This is a genomic window from Aquimarina longa SW024 (assembly GCF_001401755.1).
GTDB lineage: Bacteria > Bacteroidota > Bacteroidia > Flavobacteriales > Flavobacteriaceae > Aquimarina > Aquimarina longa.
The window spans coordinates 1-17,110 of record NZ_KQ474112.1; the positions used below are offsets into that span (position 1 = coordinate 1).

The following is a 17,110-nucleotide window of genomic DNA, read 5'->3' on the forward strand; positions in this document are numbered from 1 at the left end:
ACTTGTGTATGAAACGTAGCGTATAAAAAGACACTAACTTTTCGGATTAACACAGAGCCGAATTTTTATATTTTGTTTTTAATTTTTCTCATTTTAAAAGCCAAATTAAAAATTTGGCGGACTTTATAAATATACACAAACCTTTCGTTTAAGTACTTATTAGCTATGTTTTATACACCGTGTTGCCAGTAGTTTTTTATTTATAAGTGACTTAAATTCAATTCCATTTTATTGTTTAAAGTATCTACTTTGAAATAAAACGGTTCAGCACTATTTATTTCGTTGTATTTATGTTCAAAATCAAATCCGTTGTTGTGTTTTTTCCACGAACCTTTGTCCGATTCTAATTCCGCACTTTTAAGAATTTGCTCTATAATATTTTTCTCATCAGATTCTTTATATTCAATTGTCAATCCGATAGAATAATCAGAGTCAAATGCTCCTTCTGTATGTTCAATAAGGTTTTTCATAACCTCAAAGTCTTTTGGGATAATTAAGTCTGTTTTTTCTTTAATTAATGGTTCAATTCTATCTAATGCTAATTCTCCATCTGGTTTGTTCATCATTCCAGCAAATAGATAAACCATAAATCCGAAAAATAAAATTGGCGTTGCTAAAATTGACAACTGAAAAAATCCAATTGCTATTTTACCTTTAAAAAATTGCCAAATCGCTGAGATTAGTAGTATAATTCCAAATAGTAAAAGAGTGTAGAATCCAAAATCGGTGTTTGGAAGAATTATATCACTAATAAAAAGAATGATTGAAATTCCGAAGAGTAATATCGGTAACCACCATTTACTAACTATGTATTTCTTTAAAATCTCGGTCATTTCAAATTACTGGCAACGTTTAGTATATGAAGCGCAGCCTGCCGATAGGCGGCTATGATTTCATATACAGTGTTAGCGGACCGTTATTATTTTATTTTTTCTTCCCTTTATAACTAGCCAAATAGCAAAAGTTATTTCCCATAGTCCTCCGAGTATCAGTAAATACATGCTCCATTCCTTTCCAAATAATTCCATTAAAAACCCAAAGGCAAGAACAGCATATCCGATTACTCCCCATAATGCAAGCCATTTCGGTGCAAGCTTCTCCTTATAGAATATATAACACATTGGAATACTGCCAATTCCTAAAACTAACATAGCAATGAAATATCCATAATCCATCGAAACATTAATTTCAGGAATTAGGTTTAATACGATACTGAATAATGCTATTGCCTCTATTGCTCTCGAAAAAAAATATATGTTTCCAGTAAAAATATTGAACTTGATTAGGGTCTGTCTTANTACAAACCGACAAAGGAAAAATCAGAGATTTTTCCGAGTAGGTAAGTAGTAAGCAATGAATTTTACACCTTGTTGGGCGTAGTTATTTTTCTTTCTTTTTGTCAGTCAGCGTAATGGTCAGTTTATTCCTTTGCTGCTTAATTTCAATTTCTTTTCCGATTTCAAATCCGAGTTCTTTTAACCATCTTCCCTCAAGTCGGATTTCAGGGACAGGAATATATTTCCATTCACGAGGTTGGAATTTTTTATAGACTTTTAATTTCCTGAATTTATTCAATCGTCATATTATTATACGACAAACATAATGTTTAAAATTGAATTGTCAAATTTTAATATGACAAAATTGTCGTATAATTAATTGACATTTGTTTTGTGGACAAAGAACAGCTTAAAAAGAAAATCGGTCAACGCATTGTCGAGTTAAGAAGTCAGAAGGGCTGGAGTCAGTCAGATTTAGCTCGTGCTTGTAATAAAGATAGGCAGGCGATGGAAAAATTAGAAAATGGAAAAGTCAATCCTACGCTTTTTACTTTATTAGAAATTTCTAAAGCTTTGGAAACTACTTTATCAGAGCTGATTGATTTTTAGGTTAAATTTTCAAGAAAACTTTTTAAGTCAGTTTTTTTATCTGGAAATAAACTTTGTTCTTGATAAAAATAGACGTCTGGATTTTCATTTCCGTCAGCTTTAAAATACCAAAACATATACCCTTGGTGCATCATAAAAACAAAATCCTTATTAGTTAAAAAGTTTTTGGCATTATCTTCCTCTAATAATTCAATAGCTCCTTCCATTAGTTCTTTATCATTGCTAAATAAATCTGTCCCTCTCATCTTTTTTGGGTGAGATGTTTTACAGCTTTTATAAAACTCTTTATAAATTAAAGGGAATTTTATACCTTTTTCTTTTTCTAATACCTCTAATTCGTTTCCCTTTTCTTTAAAGTAATCTTTTACAATAGATTTAAGATGATTTAATAATGACATTATTTTAATTGAAGTTACTTACTTTTAATTCTGACTAACGTCAATTTTACTTATTGAAAATCAGGGAGTTTTAAATTCAAGATCTTCTGGTTTGATGTCAAATTTATCAATTTGTTTTTTAATTCTTTTGACGAGTCCAAGTTTTCTTTTTTGGTCAAGGTATAAGTATCCTTCTGGATTTTGATATGGTTTAGCCTTGACAATCATATTCCAGATAATTATAGCAAGTTTTCTAGCAGTTGCTGTAATAGCTGAGACTCTTCCTTTTCTAAAATTTATTCTGTGGAAAAAATCTCTAAGCGGAGTACTATCTTTTAAATTTCCAATCGCATTTGCAGCATTTCTTAGAGCTATTTTGAGTCTACTACTTCCTTTACCTATTTTACTGGATAATACTTTTCCTCCACTTACTTTGTTATTAGGGGCTAATCTGAGCCAAGATGTAAAATGTTTAGCTGTTTTAAACTTATGAATACCTTCATATCCAATTTCACTCATTATGGTGAGTGCTGTATTGTAACTCGTTCCTTCTATTGCTAATAAATCTATTCCTTTGAAGATTTGATAAGATTTAAGATTGATATCAATATTTTTTGGAGTGTTTTTATTGATTCTTTTATGCTTTTTCTTATCTATATGATGCTCTTTTTTTTCAGGATCTTTACCAATGATGTCATCAATTTTCAAAGCTATTTGATCATCACATTTTCTAATTTTTTCTTGTAAATAGTTATATGTATCCAATTCATCATTTAATGCGTACAAATAATCATTTCTTCGGTTTGTGTGTAAAGCTTTAGCTATTTCTTCTTCACTTTTTCTACAGTTATAATGTCTTAAACTAGCTAGTTTTTTAGGATCTGTTTCTCCCAAACAAATAGCTGTAATAATTTTCAATCCTGTAAGTCCTACAATATCTTTCACTACAACATCTAATCTTATATTCATAAGCCTTAGATATTTTTGCATTTTTTTTGATGAAGCAGCAGCTTGCTGGATTAGGTTTAAACGATGTCTGGTAAAAGTTCTTAATATTTCTGTGTCTTCATCGGGTAAGAAGCTTGAAGAAAGTAATCCCAAAGCATGCAATTTTTGTATCCATTGGCAATCAATTACATCTGTCTTTTTTCCTTTTATATTTTTGGTAAACTTTCCATTACAAAGAGTAACTTCAAATCCATTGGCAATTAAAACAGCGTGTAAGTTTTGCCAATAATTACCTGTACTTTCCATAGCTACTGAGGTAATCTTATGTTCTCTAAGCCAATCTGCTAGAGCGTATAAATCTTCATTATATACTCCAAATTCTTTAATATCAGACTTTTTTTGACCGACGGCTACCCAATGACTACGACTACCAATATCAATACCAGCAGCATTTTTGTTTACGATTTCTAATGTCATTTGTTGTTCCATAACTTACGATTTTAAAAGCTCTAAGGAAATGTGCTTTAGGCAAAAAGAAATATTCTGAACGGGGTCCTAAGATTTAGGCCGCCAATGTACTAAATGGCAAACATTTCAACCAGGATTGCGCACGTGCTTACACAAAGTAGCAACACTTTAAAAAACGGCCTTACAAAGAGCTTAAATTATTTAGAGTGTAAAAATAAGACTTCGTTAGCATAGTACTAAAGGGTTTTCGGAGCTATGAGGGATTACGCCCAACGGTCTAGTATAAAAATAGTAGCGGATTTTTGTACACTAATTTTTCATTTAAATACAGACCTTTTTAAAATTCACGAACTTTCATTTTAGTGATTAAACCGCTATTATTTTTATACATTGTTGGCATTAGTTATTTCTAATTCTAAAGCCTTTTCAAATGATTTTACAGATTTAGTTATATCATTTTTAGTAGTTGCCCAAGAGCAAATACTAACTCGCATAACTTTTTTGCCAAACCACATTGAGCCTCCTAACCAACACTCTCTTAGCATTTGAATATTACTCAACACTTGTTCTGTAATTTTATCAGAGTCACATCTAACAATAACTTGATTGAACACAATGTCGTTTTCAACATAGAAACCTCTTATTTTACCTATTTCTTCTGCAAACTGTTTGGCTCTTTGATGCATTGTTAAAATCATTTCATCAATTCCGTTCTTTCCTAGGTACTTCATTATAGACCACAACTCAATTATCCTTGCTCTTCGAGACATTTCGGGTGTGTAAAACATTCCGTCTCTTTCGACACTTTCTATAATATAGCTTCCAGACATATGAAGTGCAGAAGTCATAGCCTCTTGGTCTGAACAAAGTATTATTCCACAATCGTAAGGTGTATTTAATGTTTTGTGTCCATCTACAGCCCAAGAAGTAGCATTATTTATTCCCTTAGTTAAATATTTCAAATCATTTACAACCTCAGCCCACAAACCGAACGCACCATCAATATGAACCCAAGTATTTGTTTTTTTAGCTTTTTCGCATATTTTTTCAAAATCATCAAATGCTCCACTATTTACATTACCTGCCTGTAGAATTAAAATAGTATTTTCATCTAATTCAGGAATTAATTCAGTTATAATTCTCCCTTGATTATCAACATCTACCCATTCTATATTCTCTGTTCCTAAACCTAAAATTCCGATTGCTTTTAAAACTGTTGAATGTGACTGTTTACCAGTTACAATTCTTATTTGAGGTGCGTTTCTAAGTCCATTTTTATTTATATCCCAATTATTTCTTTCAAGAATACGATACCTAGCCGCTGCTAAGCCACATAAATTAGCTGTTGATGTACCACTCACAAATCCAGCAGAAGATTGTTTAGGTAAATTAAATAAATTTATCAGCCATTTTTCTACTACAGATTCTAACTTACTACCGATAGGTGAGAGAACGTTCATTGCAGGTGCTTGATCCCAATATGTGCCTAAATTTTTAGCTGCTAAACCAACTGGAACGGCACTTCCACAAACAAATCCAAAGTATTTCCCTCCTAAAGTTGCGGTTGTTGCTGGACTTCCGTATCTATTTAATTGTTCAATTACATTTTCAGCTGTTGTTGAATTTGGAGGAAGTTCTTCATTGAAAATTTCTAAGTCTTCAAGTGCTTTTTCGGTTGGGTAAACATTTCGGTCAAAAATATTTTCTAAATACTCAAATGAATATTGTTGTACTTGATTAAATATTTCTTTGTTTCTAATTTCTTGAAACATTTTATCTTGAATTTCACTCATTTTTTTTCTAATTAATGCCAACGGTTAGGCTATGAACAGTTGCGTGGTTTAGTAGGAACTTTTGCAAGTACAAGAAAAGCTGAAAATTCGGCAAGGATTTTCAGGATAAGACTGTAATAGCAATTGTTTATAGTCATTGTTGTAGTGCGTTTTTATTTATTTTCCGATAATAATTTTACAATATTCACTCGATATTCTTCATCCTTTTCATTCAATTCAACCGTTCCATTTTTCAAGTCAGGATTCAGGAATATTTCTGCGTATAGATTCCGTTCGCCATTCTCGTCAAAGAATAGTTTAAATTGAAATCGTCCATTTTCCAAAACAGCCTTCTCTTTATTTAATGGAAAAGCAGTAAAAGTCAATTTTTCGCTTGTAAATTCCGATGTTTTTGGTTGTCCGTAAAGTTTAGAAATGACTTCGATTAATTTATCGCTCTCTTTTCCGATGGAAAGAATTTCAGCTCCATTTGGCGTAAAAGTTGTGTTGTCAATCTCTTCATTCACAATTCCTACTGGGATTTCGTCAGCGATATTGATTTTCAGTCCGACAATTTCATTCTCGTATTTCGCTTTACAAGTTAAACTCCAAAATCCGTTGTCTAATATTTCTTTTTCCGTTATAGAGAAAACTAAATCTTGCCAACCTTCTTCAGCGTCTTGTTTGGCAGTCAATTCAATCAGATTATTATTTTGACCAAATCCGAAAACGCTACTAAAAAACCCCATTATTAATATTATTCTTTTAATTTTCATTGGTTGCTCTAAATGCACTACAACGCTGCGTGTATAAATTGTGGCAGCGCAAATACACTCAAACCATAACTCCTAGCTGCGTTTGTTTTTATATCTTTTTCAAACTTATGAAAATTTAACGCCATTACAAACAGAAAATGACCTTTCGATTCCTCCCAAAACTTGCCATAATTTTATACACCGTGTTATGAGGCGTACCATTTTTACAAGCCTACACTTTGCAAATAAACCGCAGCATAGCGATGATTGATTGCGTAATGATTCCTCAATATGTTGTTATTTTCACATGATCGCTTTGCTGCCATGGAAGCTATCCTTAACCAAACTCAAAAATCACAGACTCCTTTTTTGTCAGTTTTATCGTAATTAGCCTAAAAAAGCGATTTTTTTTGCACGTTTTACTCCGAAACCCTCCGTTTTTGTGGTTTTTTTATCGCTTTTTTCCTTTGGATTCGACACTGACCTCTGCAAAAATTATCAGTCCATCCGAGCGAGTTTTGTCAGACGTTGCGTTTTGATTTTCAGAGCTACAGTATGCCCCATAACGTCTCGGCTATGATTAGTGCGGCGCAGAAATGCAGGGCATTTCAAGCCAACAAAAGTAAAAGCTTTGAGCTGTTTTTAATTTGTTAGGATAAAAATAGGGAAAAAGCTTTTGCGACAATGCAAATCAGCTAACATTTCGGCTAGCAATTGCTCCAGCATTAATTATAGGTATTGTTGGCAATAGTTTTTATTCCTCAGCAAACTCTCGATTAATTTTTTCACCGTTCCAATTTTCATGTTTATCAATTAATTCTAATGCTTTTTCTATTGAAAACTCCTTTTTTTCAATCAGTAATTCGTTATTAAATTTCAAAGATTTAGAATCTTTGTAATAAATCATGTCAGCACTAGTGTCTAATGGGGCTTTTATTTCTTTTGATTGATGCATTTTTAAGCTATTCTTAATGATTTTTTCAACAAGTGTTAGTTTATTGTTGTCATAAAGAATTCCACCTTCATATTGTATTAATCCAAAGAAATTTAATTTACCACTTATGTCTGTTTGATGTGGAGTTTCATGTTTTTTCATAGTTCCAGAAATAAGCCAATCAATATGGTATGTACTGTCAGTTATAATACTCAGAAGAACTAACTCATCATGTTTGGTTTTATATATAATTCTATCAATAGGTTCTTTGTTATTAGAAGTATTACAACAAATGAAAGTTGTTATAACTAATAAGATGAGTGTGTGTAAGGATTTCATTTGTTGTAATTATAATCATTGTCAGCAATAGTATTTTATATATCTAAAAGCTGCTTCAAAATAGTTTCAGTCTTATTAACTTTTAATGTGAACACACTATTAAAAAGAAAAAAAGTAATTATTATAAAAATCAGATATGACCACCATTTATCCCATAATGGAAAAGTTGTAAGTTCAGGAAAAAGTATCATCAAAAATAAAATTCCCAAGTTTAAAGTTAGAGCAAATACTAATAAGATTTTTAAAGTGTCAGGTAGTTGAAACTTTAAATCAACCTCGGTTATTTCATCAACCTTTTTTAATTTACCAATAACCTCTGGTCTAAGTTGAGAATTTGAGTTATAATCAAATGTTGGAAGTAGAACGAATCCGTCGTTTTTAATCTTTCCCTCAAATTTAAATTTTTCAGAAGAATTAGTGTAATATTTTTCTGTTATCAGATTAAGACTATCAATAATTTCTTGAATTTCTAACTTAGTTTTGTATGATTTTTCTTTTGTGAACACCATATTATTGCCAACGTTTAATATATGTGTCGTAGCAAGGCAAAATGTTACCTTGCTTTTTGGTTTTTCTGCGCATTGGTTACTAACTTTTTCTTTCTGTAAGCATTGCGCCTTACCAAATATACGAGAACCTTTCGATTGATCACCTAACTGCTATGATCACATATATCTTGTTGTAGCCTGTTTTTTTATACAAACCACGGTAAGGATTTTTTGTCAAAATAATCTTTAAGTAAATCAAAATCTCCACTTTCTTCACATTCGATAATATAATTCAGCGCGTCAATTGAATCGTCCGTTTTCTGCGATTTTAAGAATTTTTTTGTCTCATTTAAACCAGAAAACATTACAAGTTGTATGTCAACAGCACAAAGAGAATCAAAATCCGTTCTTTTAGCGTTCCATATTTTTATTGAATCAGCTATATCATTATTCATTCCCAATAAATAGCATGCAAACATTAAGTCCTCAGCGGGCATACCTCCCTCAGGTTTTTTTCTAATTTCTACGAACTTGTCTAAAAGTAGTAATGCAAATTCCCTATTCTTATTTGTTAGAAAATAATCAAAAAGAGACTTTCTCAATTCGTCCTGAGATTGAATTAGATTCAGAATTTCGTCAGATATATCTTTCGTTTTTTCAAAATCAGATAGTATTAAATCTAAATTCATATTTTTTTGAATTGGCTACAACGCCAAATGTATGAATTGTGGCAAAGCAAATATGCTCTAGCCATTGAATCAAACTGCGCTTGTTTTTATATCTTTTTCAAACATATGAAAATTTGGCGCCACAGCAAAAAAGGAAAGACCTTCTGATTTGTTCCCAAACTTGCCATAATTTCATACATAATGTTATGGCGCGTACCACTTTTACAGACCTGAACTTTGCAAATAATCCGCAGTNTAGCCTAAAAAAGCGATTTTTTTGCACGTTTTACTCCGAAACCCTCCGTTTTTGTGTTTTTTTTATCGCTTTTTTCCTTTGGATTCGACACTGACCTCTGCAAAAATTATCAGTCCATCCGAGCGAGTTTTGTCAGACGTTGCGTTTTGATTTTCAGAGCTACAGTATGCCCCATAACGCCAAATATATGAATCGGAGCAAGGCAAGTACACCTGAATCAATTGATTTATCTGCGCATTTTTATTTCTTGTTTAATTTATAAAAATCTAGCGCCACTGCAAAGAGGAAATAACCTTTTGATTGGCACTAAACTTTGCTCTGATTTCATATATGATGTTAGAGAGCGTTTAATTCCACTCTGCATATTCCGTTAGCTGCTTTTTTAATTTAATATCGTCTTTAATGAGTGTTTCCAAGTCCGCATAGGTTTCAGGAACTCCCTTGAAAAAATCTCCTGATTTGGATGGAATGGCCCATTTAAAAAAGAATTTTAATATAATATTATCACATTTTCTATATTCTTTTATCAAGATTTTTTCTCTTTCTTTATAAGTTGTTTTATGTTCTTTAAATTTTGGGTTTTCAATGAATCTCTTTGTGGATTCATCCAAAATTAGTGGTTCTTCAGAAACGTGATATAATGCTTTTAAACTCCCTATCTTTTCATTGATATTACCATTTACAAAAAAATCAATTAAGAGATCACCAATTTTTTTAGCCCCTTTATGTTTAACGCACAGTTTTATATATTCTCCGTTAAAACTTGGGTCATTTTCCTTTAAACCACACAAAATTAAATGGTTCATTAATTCATATGTCAAGCTATCAAGAGTTCTTGCAATAGATAATCCTTCTTGTCGTTTCGAAGGATTATTTAATAAATCTATAACTTCGTTCATTGATTTCTATGCTCTCTAACGTTGCGTGTATGAGTAGTAGCGGTTAAGTAGCTTCTACTTTTCGGATTGTTATATAGTTTGTTCAAATATAAAGCGGTTTGAGTTATCACCCAAACCGCTATTACTTATACACTTTGTTGTATGCCGTTTTTATTTTAATACAAATTCAAAAACACCTATTACCTTAAATGAAGATAGCTCATCACTTGTCAACACAATATCTTCATATCCATCATCAATTGACATTGGCTTAAGAATTATAGATTCATGTTCCCACCCTTCATCATTCTCTTGTTTTTTGCTCTCATATTTTTTGATTGTATAACATGATCCGAATTCAGAATCCTGTTTGTCAAAATACTCCACAAGGACAATTTTTCCATTTCGTGAGCCGCCATTATACTTACGAAAAACGGCATAAGATTCATTAGGTATAACTTTATTCATTGATTCACCGATAACCTTACATGAAAAATGATCTTTTGTTACACGAGCTGATTTAGGTGGATGAACCCAATTCATATCTTCTACCTTTTGTTTTTTACTAAACTCCCCAGCAGCAGCGTCCAAATGATAAATAGGTATTGCATTTTCGAATGGCTTTATTTCATTTATAGGTAGAAAAAAAACTTCTTTTACTAAATCAGATTTTGTTTTAACAGGAATAAATCGAGAAAAATACTCTCTTAAGTTCGGATCACAAATATAGATGTATGTTCCTTTTATTCCCCTGAGCATCATTGTACTATAAATGTTAATAATGTACTCTTTTAACTGTTCCAATGTATTTGCTTGCCTGCCAGTTGTATCCTTGTAATTCTCTTTTATGATGACAATTTCATTTTTATCCTTGTCATAACTAATTTCATTTCCAAAAATGATACCTGCATAGTTCAGATCATAACCTTGAGTAGTATGAATACAACCTATCTCGTTAATCGCGTTGTCAGTATTGATCCAATTTTCATTGACTGCATTCCATTTCAATTCAGCATCACCAATCTTAATATCCATCAAATATTCCTGACCTTTTTTGTTCGAAACCCAGTCCCAGGAAAATCCAGCGACTGTTCGGGATAATCCACTTTCGGTATCTCTTTGTTTAATTTCAGCAACTAAATCACTTACTGAATCAAATAGAATGAATTCATATTTTTTTGAACTGAATTTTCTGGTGTTTTTCTCATGCTTACAGTGAAGCATTTTATCAATAAAGTTAACATAATCAATACCGCCTAGTACCCTAAATTGTGACTTAAGTTTTTCAACGATGGTGGTTTTCTTTTTTTTCAGTTTATCAAAATCTTTCTGATCAACATCAGATGGCTTAATCGACTGCTTATTATCGTAAAATAGGATTGTTTTTTTTGACTGTAATTTAACCCATTCAAGCTCATTCGTTTTTTCAGGATTAAGTCCCAGTTGTTCGGCAGCGTTATTAAATGCTCCAATATATGCTCCAATACTTTTTCTCTTTCTTAATCGATGTGACTCATCAATGATGAGTATATCAAACTTTTCTTTGGTAGTCGCTGCAGGACCTATCACCATATTTGCCCTTAGTCCACTAATGTTTTTAAACACCTGCTCCATGGTTTTTCGAAACGAAGACATTGGCACCACAAGCCTCATCTTTAATTTAGGATACTTTTCCTTAATTTTCTTAACAAGAGCTATAAAATCCTCTTCCTGATCTCCAAAAGCTTTGTAATGAAAGTCTTCACTATTTGCGTTAAGCAATTTGAATAGGAAAACTGCCAAGATAGTTTTACCTGTACCAGCTCCTCCCTCCATGATTATACTCTCATACTTATCTTCAAGAAGATATATCAACATTTTTTTCAATGCTTCAACCTGCCCATCTCTTAACCTTTTGTAAGGAGAATATTTGAACAAATCAGAGTTATTGATGTATTCCAATGAGTTATTGACTATGCCTTTTGTCTTTAACCTTCTCCATATTGATCTGAAAATATGTGAATACAATTCATTCTTTTGATAGTAGTTTTGATTCGCTAATCCAAGGTTACCATTAATCAATTGAAATTTACCATCCCCTGACATATACTCAATTAAACTTGATTCAATATCGAGTGTAGCTGACTTGTTAAACTGATTGCTATCGATAAGATGAACTGAGGTCAGTTTTTTCTTTTTGTCATTTTTGAGATGAGTGCTCATCCGAGTCAATACATCTGCCGTTTCTCCGATGTATGCTTTTTTAGATTTATCGTCAGAAAGAATATACACTATAGGCCAAAAATCTTTTGCATAATGTTCTGTTTGCAAATGCTCAAAAAGAGTTAAATCAAACGGTTTAGATTGAATAGAAAATCTATTCGATACATTCATAATTCGTCATATTTTTTTGCTGTACCCTTTGCTTTGTCAACTGGATACTTCTTATCGTTTTGTTCAATCTTATTCAAGATAATATCCTTTACATTTAGATTGTTTTTTTCAGCTAATAAAAATGCAAATGAAAGAACATCAGCTAATTCTTCTGCCAATCTTTCTTTGGACACATTTTCAATTTCGTCAAGATTATTTTTCCAAAGAAACAATTCGTTAAGTTCAGCTGCTTCAATCGAAATTGCACTAGCCAAATTCTTTGAGTCATGAAATTGTTTCCAATCTCTTGCATTTCTGAATTTTATTAACTCATCAATAATTTGCTCTATATCTGTCATAACAAAGAGTTTTAGTTGTTTTTCAATTTCGTTTCAGCAAAAATCTCCTTAAACATCTCTCCTGGATCAATATCAATTGCCAAAGCAATTAAATACAATTCATCTGCTCGAAGTTTTGTCGATTCATTTGAAGTCAATTGTGATAGTCGAGCTTGACTGATTCCTGTTCGTCTGGAAACCATTGCTCTATTTACAGATTTCTTGGTAAGATATAGTCCTAAAGAGGTCATAATACTTTTGAATTTGTTAAGATAAATATATACTTATTAAATAAAAATGTAGAATATCTAAATTTTTGTTTTGAATTTTGATAGATTATCTTTAGATTTATTTAGAAAATCTAAAGAATTTTTTATAAAGTATAATGATATGAGTAAAAGATATACCAAAGCCGATTTAGAACAAATTGTATATAAACAATTAGATAATCTAAACGCAATGCATGATTTATTAAGAATAATGAAAGTCCAAAACGACCTAATCCAAAACATTAATCAAACGCTCAGAGAAGAAATCGGTCAATTCAAGGAGCAACAAGTTATGTATCCAACAAGAAGAAAATCAAATTCGTAACTATTGGGAGCGGTGGAGAGATTAAGCTCTTTTGGTTTTTCAGCATTGGGCTGTGTGGTGACAAAAACCAAATGTGCTTAATGTGTGGTTGGTTTTTCCACAATGGCATACAACGTGTTTGTGTATGATTTCGTTGCGTGTTTCAGCTACTAAATTAGCAAATACAAACCGAATAGAAAATCCGCAAGGATTTTCTTAAGTAGGCGAGTACTAGCAATGAATTATACACGGTGTTAGCACATGTTTTTTATTAATTTCGTACTATGATATTCTCCTTTAATTTTATTTCGAAAATATCTGCTTTTTCATTTTTTAATAAAAGGTCGTTTATTACTTTAAATTCCGCACTTCGTCCAGCAATTTTAAGTATTACCTCATTTTCTGCTTTTCCTGCGTAATAATTGTCAGTTTCTTTTTCGATTATCCTATAAAAACTATTTTCGGCAAAACTTTTGGTTCTTTGTTTTTTGTCTGATAATTGTTCAATGTAATTTTCACGCCAATTTACGTTTGGTAGCATTTTACGAACGAATGCGATTGGTAGAAAAATCACAATTTCAATTGCGTTACTTTCTTTAATTCCGTTTTGAGTGAGGAAATTCAATAACTTTTCGTCTTCGAGATTTTCTTTTAAATTTCCAATCAGATTAATTGAAGTTTTTACGTCAAATTGAAATTCAGATGATTTAATGTCTGTTAGGTAATCCACTTTTTATTCCATCTTTTTAAATTCATAATGCTTATCAAATAGATGGTCTTTGACTTTGTAAATTAACTTTTCTTTGTCAATTTTAACAATTATATATTCGCGACTTCCAATAGTCAGAATTGAGTCAATCAGCTTATAAGTCGCATCATATTTATTTCCCATTTGATTAATAAAAATGGTTTTGTCTTTATTAAAAGTTAAAGTGGTTTTCAATTCCGTTTTTGAGTCAGATTCCGATTCAGAGTCATTTTCCGTAAGTGGCTCAATATCGTCGTCAAAAGAGTCCGCTTCCGCAATCAAAATCCATTTTCCGATTAGTTTTTTTTCAGATTCTATTTGGGCTATGCAAGAGTTAATTCCGAAAATTAAAGTCAGGATTATTAATGTTCTCATAGTTTTCTCAAATGTGTGCTAACGGTTACGTATATGAAAAGTAGGCGATTTTGAAGTACTGAGCTTTCAGTTAAACACAAAGTTTGATACAAGCCAAGTTCTTTATTTTATTGCTGTTTCGCCTATTTTTTATATACATTGTTAGCCACTGGCATTATTTTCGCATTATATTTAATATCTCTTATTTTTAATTTCAACCAATTCCATTTGCCATCTTCCAAATACCAATTTGCATCACATTCTGTAGGTATTTTTATTCCATTTCTATCTTCAATTTTGGTTGCGATAACGGTCCATTTGGTAGGCTCTGCATCAGTTGCATCTTTGTAACGCATTGCCACAACTTTTTTAAAATTTCCATTTTCATCAAAATAAAATTCACCCGAACCTTTAGTTCCTTTATATTCCATTGTCGCTTTGGCAGAATAGTCGTTTATAGACTCCCATTTTATGTGCTGGTTAAGAGAAGCTGAAGGGAACCAAACAATTTCTGCCAAAAACCGCTGTAAAGTTGCTTGATTTACTTTTTCGCTATTCCTTGCATTTGAAATTGGGATGAGTGAAAGGAGCTTTATTAACATTTCGCCTTTGCCGTTTTCAAATTTATCTCTACCTACTACACTCAATATCGCATTCATTTCTGTCTTAATGTTCCAGCTGAACGAAGGCGGGGAAATGGTAAAATATTGTTCTGCTGTACTATTATACCAGTCTGTTTGTTCAGGTTTGAGTTTAAGCTGTAATTCTTGAATTAAATACACATTTGAAACCATTTTCTCGCCGATTACTCCACTGCTAATTAACCATTTTTGAACTATTAGAGGTAAATCTTTTATAGCTTCTTTAGTAACAATTTCTTGGCTTTTGAGCTGCGAATTTTCGAATAACACGGTTCTTTCTCTTTTGATTTTATCTTCAAATTTGAATCTTGAATACCCAATAATTGCTGCTATTAGAACTACTAGGTTAGCTATTGTCCCAAATTTTGCTTCTGACCAATAATTAAAAATTAGTATTTGCGAAATAATAACTGCCAAAATCCCACTTAACCACCAATAATCGGAATGTATAAGAACTAGAACAATTGTTATAGCAAATAGAACAAATGCTAGTAACCAAAATATTCCGTAAGTTTTTAAAACCGGTTGTGAAATCGCTTGAAATTCAGATATACCAAATGCTTTAAAAAAACCAAATAAATGGATAATCCCGTGTATTCCAATTAATATGATTAAAGTTATCCGCATTTTGCTCTGCTTGTGGCTAACGTTTCGGCTATGATTAGTGCGGGATTAAAAAGCGATTAATTTCCGATTAAGCACTTAGCCAAAACTTTTTATTTTGTTTTATCTTTTTGTTTTTAAAGCCAAATCAAAAGATTTGGCGGACTCTATAAAAATACATTAAACTTTGGGTTAAGCACTAAAACCCCGTATTAATTATAGCCCTTGTTACCCACAGTTTTATCTGTCGATAGTTCTCATATAGTCAAAAAATAATTGTTTTAGACCTCCACTCAACCTTAATTCAAGTTGGTTGTCTTGATTTAATTCTTCCGCTTTTCTAACACAAGTAAATACCAATGATTTTAAGTTTTCTACATTAATAAGTGTAGTGAATTTTTCTCTTCCAGTATCTAAAGTATCATAATTACCATTCCATTCTATTTCAGGTAATTTGTATACAGTATCAATTTCTTTATCGTATCTAAAATGATAATATTTGTCTTTAAATTTGTCATATGAAGTTAGGCTAACATTATGTGTAAGTCCATTTCTCAAAGCGTATATTATGTCTATAATGACATCATTTTCATCGAATTCACCAAAATAATATAATGCTCTTTTTATTCCATTTTTAAATTTTGGTTCGGGAATATCTTTTCTATTATAACATACTCCAATTTGGTCAAGAATTGAACACATTGATATTATCGGCATTAACGATTTGCTTTTGTCAAAACACATACCGTGACTTACATTTTCGCAAATAAATGATAATGTTGATCTGATAACACAATATTTCAGCATTAAGGGTACAGAGGTTTCTTGTAAATGAATAAAAATCATTTGTTGATTATTCAATTCCTCTATTTTTAAATTATGTAATTCTATAGGTGCTATTGGCATAATTGTGGGTAACGTCTCTTGTATGGTGCGTATGCATCCCGCAGGGTGCATATGCATTATACAAATTGTTGTGCTTAGTTTTTATTATCTGTAAATTTTAATATTAATTCTTCACTTAAATCACCTAAATTAATATCGTTCCCATTCTCTTCGGGAGAATAGCCTTTTGATATTCCAAAAAGAATAGTTCTTTTTACTAAACTTGGTTCTACAATAAATGGATTGTCATACATACAAGCATTTTCCCCATTTATATTGTGTCTGAAATTGGCGAAAAGTTTTTGAGCATTGTATTTTTCCGATATCACTAATAACACAACGCCATAAAAATCTCCTTTAATCATCCACCTAAATGGATGTTTATTAATTATTATTCTTCGAGATTTTTTTTTTAGGAAATGCCATAATTTTATAATTTTTTAATGGACTCTGCAATTCTTTCTATTTCTCCACTTTCGTGATTCCAATAATAAACTTTCTCTGTTAAAATTCCGTTTCCGTTGTGCGTCAATATTATTAAGTTTCCAAATCCGTCAGAACCGATTGCGATTCCATTTTCAGGAAATCGATTCCATTCTTTTGCATTTTTCGTCTCAAGTCCAATGTGATTACAAGTCCGGCTTATTCTTTTTCGGTCAGATTTGTCAAAAAAAGGATAAAGTTCAAATTCAAATTCGTCCGAAACTATTTCACCTCCATTTGATTTTATCATACGGTTTTTGAATTCAGTAGGGAATTTCACATTCAATTCAGATTCCGTTTCTATAATATATTTTTCGTCAATTGGAAAAGGCATTTTGAGTTTTGTTTAATTAAGCACAACGTT

22 protein-coding genes are annotated in these 17,110 nt (G+C 31.6%); 2 read left to right on the top strand and 20 right to left on the bottom strand.

Annotation, left to right across the window (positions count from 1 at the left end; translation table 11 throughout):
• Positions 1-200: 200 nt before the first annotated feature.
• From N456_RS23185 to N456_RS23195, 3 genes are all read right to left on the bottom strand, one after another.
• Positions 201-833 carry a hypothetical protein gene (locus tag N456_RS23185; protein ID WP_062062884.1) on the bottom strand — a complete coding sequence of 211 codons (633 nt, stop codon included), beginning with the start codon at positions 831-833 and terminating at the stop codon, positions 201-203.
• A gap of 72 nt (positions 834-905) precedes the next feature.
• Positions 906-1,175: a DUF4386 domain-containing protein gene (locus N456_RS25490; RefSeq protein ID WP_062062886.1), complete on the bottom strand. Its 270-nt coding sequence runs from the start codon at positions 1,173-1,175 to the stop codon at positions 906-908.
• Between the two features lie 205 nt (positions 1,176-1,380).
• Positions 1,381-1,575, bottom strand: a complete 195-nt coding sequence (locus tag N456_RS23195) for a SymE family type I addiction module toxin (RefSeq protein ID WP_062062888.1) — start codon at positions 1,573-1,575, stop codon at positions 1,381-1,383.
• 95 nt (positions 1,576-1,670) lie between these two features.
• On the opposite strand from N456_RS23195, the gene N456_RS23200 reads away from it, so the two are divergent.
• Positions 1,671-1,886, top strand: a complete 216-nt coding sequence (locus tag N456_RS23200) for a helix-turn-helix domain-containing protein (protein WP_062062892.1) — start codon at positions 1,671-1,673, stop codon at positions 1,884-1,886.
• Here N456_RS23200 and N456_RS23205 read toward each other — a convergent pair.
• From N456_RS23205 to N456_RS23255, 11 genes are all read right to left on the bottom strand, one after another.
• Complete coding sequence (locus N456_RS23205) at positions 1,883-2,284, bottom strand: SMI1/KNR4 family protein (RefSeq protein ID WP_062062893.1); 402 nt, start codon at positions 2,282-2,284, stop codon at positions 1,883-1,885. The two genes, N456_RS23200 and N456_RS23205, sit on opposite strands and share 4 nt — an antisense overlap.
• 60 nt (positions 2,285-2,344) lie before the next feature.
• Positions 2,345-3,700: an IS110 family RNA-guided transposase gene (locus N456_RS23210; protein ID WP_033566524.1), complete on the bottom strand. Its 1,356-nt coding sequence runs from the start codon at positions 3,698-3,700 to the stop codon at positions 2,345-2,347.
• Between the two features lie 362 nt (positions 3,701-4,062).
• Entirely contained in the window at positions 4,063-5,472 is a 1,410-nt protein-coding gene (locus N456_RS23215) for a pyridoxal phosphate-dependent decarboxylase family protein (protein ID WP_062062895.1), read from the bottom strand.
• 152 nt (positions 5,473-5,624) lie between these two features.
• Entirely contained in the window at positions 5,625-6,227 is a 603-nt protein-coding gene (locus tag N456_RS23220) for a hypothetical protein (RefSeq protein WP_062062897.1), read from the bottom strand.
• 733 nt (positions 6,228-6,960) lie between these two features.
• A complete protein-coding gene (locus N456_RS23225) occupies positions 6,961-7,479 on the bottom strand; it encodes a hypothetical protein (RefSeq protein WP_062062901.1) in 519 nt (172 codons plus the stop codon).
• A 35-nt stretch (positions 7,480-7,514) separates the two neighbouring features.
• Complete coding sequence (locus tag N456_RS23230) at positions 7,515-7,988, bottom strand: hypothetical protein (RefSeq protein ID WP_062062904.1); 474 nt, start codon at positions 7,986-7,988, stop codon at positions 7,515-7,517.
• Between the two features lie 185 nt (positions 7,989-8,173).
• Positions 8,174-8,656, bottom strand: a complete 483-nt coding sequence (locus N456_RS23235) for a hypothetical protein (protein ID WP_062062907.1) — start codon at positions 8,654-8,656, stop codon at positions 8,174-8,176.
• A gap of 582 nt (positions 8,657-9,238) precedes the next feature.
• Positions 9,239-9,790: a hypothetical protein gene (locus N456_RS23240; protein ID WP_062062909.1), complete on the bottom strand. Its 552-nt coding sequence runs from the start codon at positions 9,788-9,790 to the stop codon at positions 9,239-9,241.
• A gap of 150 nt (positions 9,791-9,940) precedes the next feature.
• Positions 9,941-12,142: a DNA/RNA helicase domain-containing protein gene (locus N456_RS23245; RefSeq protein ID WP_062062911.1), complete on the bottom strand. Its 2,202-nt coding sequence runs from the start codon at positions 12,140-12,142 to the stop codon at positions 9,941-9,943.
• Complete coding sequence (locus N456_RS23250; protein WP_062062914.1) at positions 12,139-12,480, bottom strand: nucleotide pyrophosphohydrolase; 342 nt, start codon at positions 12,478-12,480, stop codon at positions 12,139-12,141. Before N456_RS23250 ends, N456_RS23245 begins: the two co-directional genes overlap by 4 nt.
• Before the next feature lie 11 nt (positions 12,481-12,491).
• Positions 12,492-12,710, bottom strand: a complete 219-nt coding sequence (locus tag N456_RS23255; protein ID WP_062062916.1) for a helix-turn-helix domain-containing protein — start codon at positions 12,708-12,710, stop codon at positions 12,492-12,494.
• Between the two features lie 70 nt (positions 12,711-12,780).
• Here N456_RS23255 and N456_RS23260 point away from each other — a divergent pair, with 70 nt between their 5' ends.
• Positions 12,781-13,053 (top strand): hypothetical protein, encoded by a 273-nt coding sequence (locus N456_RS23260; protein WP_240315586.1) that lies wholly within the window; start codon positions 12,781-12,783, stop codon positions 13,051-13,053.
• 250 nt (positions 13,054-13,303) lie between these two features.
• On the opposite strand, the gene N456_RS23265 is transcribed toward N456_RS23260, so the two are convergent.
• The 6 genes from N456_RS23265 to N456_RS23290 form a co-directional block, all read right to left on the bottom strand.
• Positions 13,304-13,762, bottom strand: coding sequence for a hypothetical protein (locus N456_RS23265; RefSeq protein ID WP_062062919.1), 459 nt, complete (start codon positions 13,760-13,762; stop codon positions 13,304-13,306).
• A gap of 3 nt (positions 13,763-13,765) precedes the next feature.
• Positions 13,766-14,155 carry a hypothetical protein gene (locus N456_RS23270; RefSeq protein WP_062062922.1) on the bottom strand — a complete coding sequence of 130 codons (390 nt, stop codon included), beginning with the start codon at positions 14,153-14,155 and terminating at the stop codon, positions 13,766-13,768.
• A 122-nt stretch (positions 14,156-14,277) separates the two neighbouring features.
• Positions 14,278-15,402: a DUF6920 family protein gene (locus N456_RS23275; RefSeq protein WP_062062925.1), complete on the bottom strand. Its 1,125-nt coding sequence runs from the start codon at positions 15,400-15,402 to the stop codon at positions 14,278-14,280.
• A 216-nt stretch (positions 15,403-15,618) separates the two neighbouring features.
• Positions 15,619-16,341, bottom strand: coding sequence for a hypothetical protein (locus N456_RS23280; RefSeq protein ID WP_062062926.1), 723 nt, complete (start codon positions 16,339-16,341; stop codon positions 15,619-15,621).
• A gap of 17 nt (positions 16,342-16,358) precedes the next feature.
• On the bottom strand, positions 16,359-16,628 hold the full coding sequence (locus N456_RS23285; RefSeq protein ID WP_062062928.1) for a hypothetical protein: 270 nt from the start codon (positions 16,626-16,628) through the stop codon (positions 16,359-16,361).
• Positions 16,629-16,693: 65 nt separating this feature from the next.
• Positions 16,694-17,080 carry an SMI1/KNR4 family protein gene (locus N456_RS23290; RefSeq protein ID WP_062062931.1) on the bottom strand — a complete coding sequence of 129 codons (387 nt, stop codon included), beginning with the start codon at positions 17,078-17,080 and terminating at the stop codon, positions 16,694-16,696.
• Between the last annotated feature and the right edge of the window lie 30 nt (positions 17,081-17,110).

Bases quoted from the DNA above. Each gene is read 5' to 3' on its own strand.
- N456_RS23225 (WP_062062901.1), bottom strand. From the start codon at position 7,479: ATGAAATCCTTACACACACTCATCTTATTAGTTATAACAACTTTCATT.
- N456_RS23205 (WP_062062893.1), bottom strand. From the start codon at position 2,284: ATGTCATTATTAAATCATCTTAAATCTATTGTAAAAGATTACTTTAAA.
- N456_RS23220 (WP_062062897.1), bottom strand. From the start codon at position 6,227: ATGAAAATTAAAAGAATAATATTAATAATGGGGTTTTTTAGTAGCGTT.
- N456_RS23275 (WP_062062925.1), bottom strand. From the start codon at position 15,402: ATGCGGATAACTTTAATCATATTAATTGGAATACACGGGATTATCCAT.
- N456_RS23255 (WP_062062916.1), bottom strand. From the start codon at position 12,710: ATGACCTCTTTAGGACTATATCTTACCAAGAAATCTGTAAATAGAGCA.
- N456_RS23230 (WP_062062904.1), bottom strand. From the start codon at position 7,988: ATGGTGTTCACAAAAGAAAAATCATACAAAACTAAGTTAGAAATTCAA.
- N456_RS23285 (WP_062062928.1), bottom strand. From the start codon at position 16,628: ATGATTAAAGGAGATTTTTATGGCGTTGTGTTATTAGTGATATCGGAA.
- N456_RS25490 (WP_062062886.1), bottom strand. From the start codon at position 1,175: ATGGATTATGGATATTTCATTGCTATGTTAGTTTTAGGAATTGGCAGT.
- N456_RS23185 (WP_062062884.1), bottom strand. From the start codon at position 833: ATGACCGAGATTTTAAAGAAATACATAGTTAGTAAATGGTGGTTACCG.
- N456_RS23215 (WP_062062895.1), bottom strand. From the start codon at position 5,472: ATGAGTGAAATTCAAGATAAAATGTTTCAAGAAATTAGAAACAAAGAA.
- N456_RS23235 (WP_062062907.1), bottom strand. From the start codon at position 8,656: ATGAATTTAGATTTAATACTATCTGATTTTGAAAAAACGAAAGATATA.
- N456_RS23290 (WP_062062931.1), bottom strand. From the start codon at position 17,080: ATGCCTTTTCCAATTGACGAAAAATATATTATAGAAACGGAATCTGAA.
- N456_RS23210 (WP_033566524.1), bottom strand. From the start codon at position 3,700: ATGGAACAACAAATGACATTAGAAATCGTAAACAAAAATGCTGCTGGT.
- N456_RS23250 (WP_062062914.1), bottom strand. From the start codon at position 12,480: ATGACAGATATAGAGCAAATTATTGATGAGTTAATAAAATTCAGAAAT.
- N456_RS23280 (WP_062062926.1), bottom strand. From the start codon at position 16,341: ATGCATATGCACCCTGCGGGATGCATACGCACCATACAAGAGACGTTA.
- N456_RS23240 (WP_062062909.1), bottom strand. From the start codon at position 9,790: ATGAACGAAGTTATAGATTTATTAAATAATCCTTCGAAACGACAAGAA.
- N456_RS23245 (WP_062062911.1), bottom strand. From the start codon at position 12,142: ATGAATGTATCGAATAGATTTTCTATTCAATCTAAACCGTTTGATTTA.
- N456_RS23270 (WP_062062922.1), bottom strand. From the start codon at position 14,155: ATGAGAACATTAATAATCCTGACTTTAATTTTCGGAATTAACTCTTGC.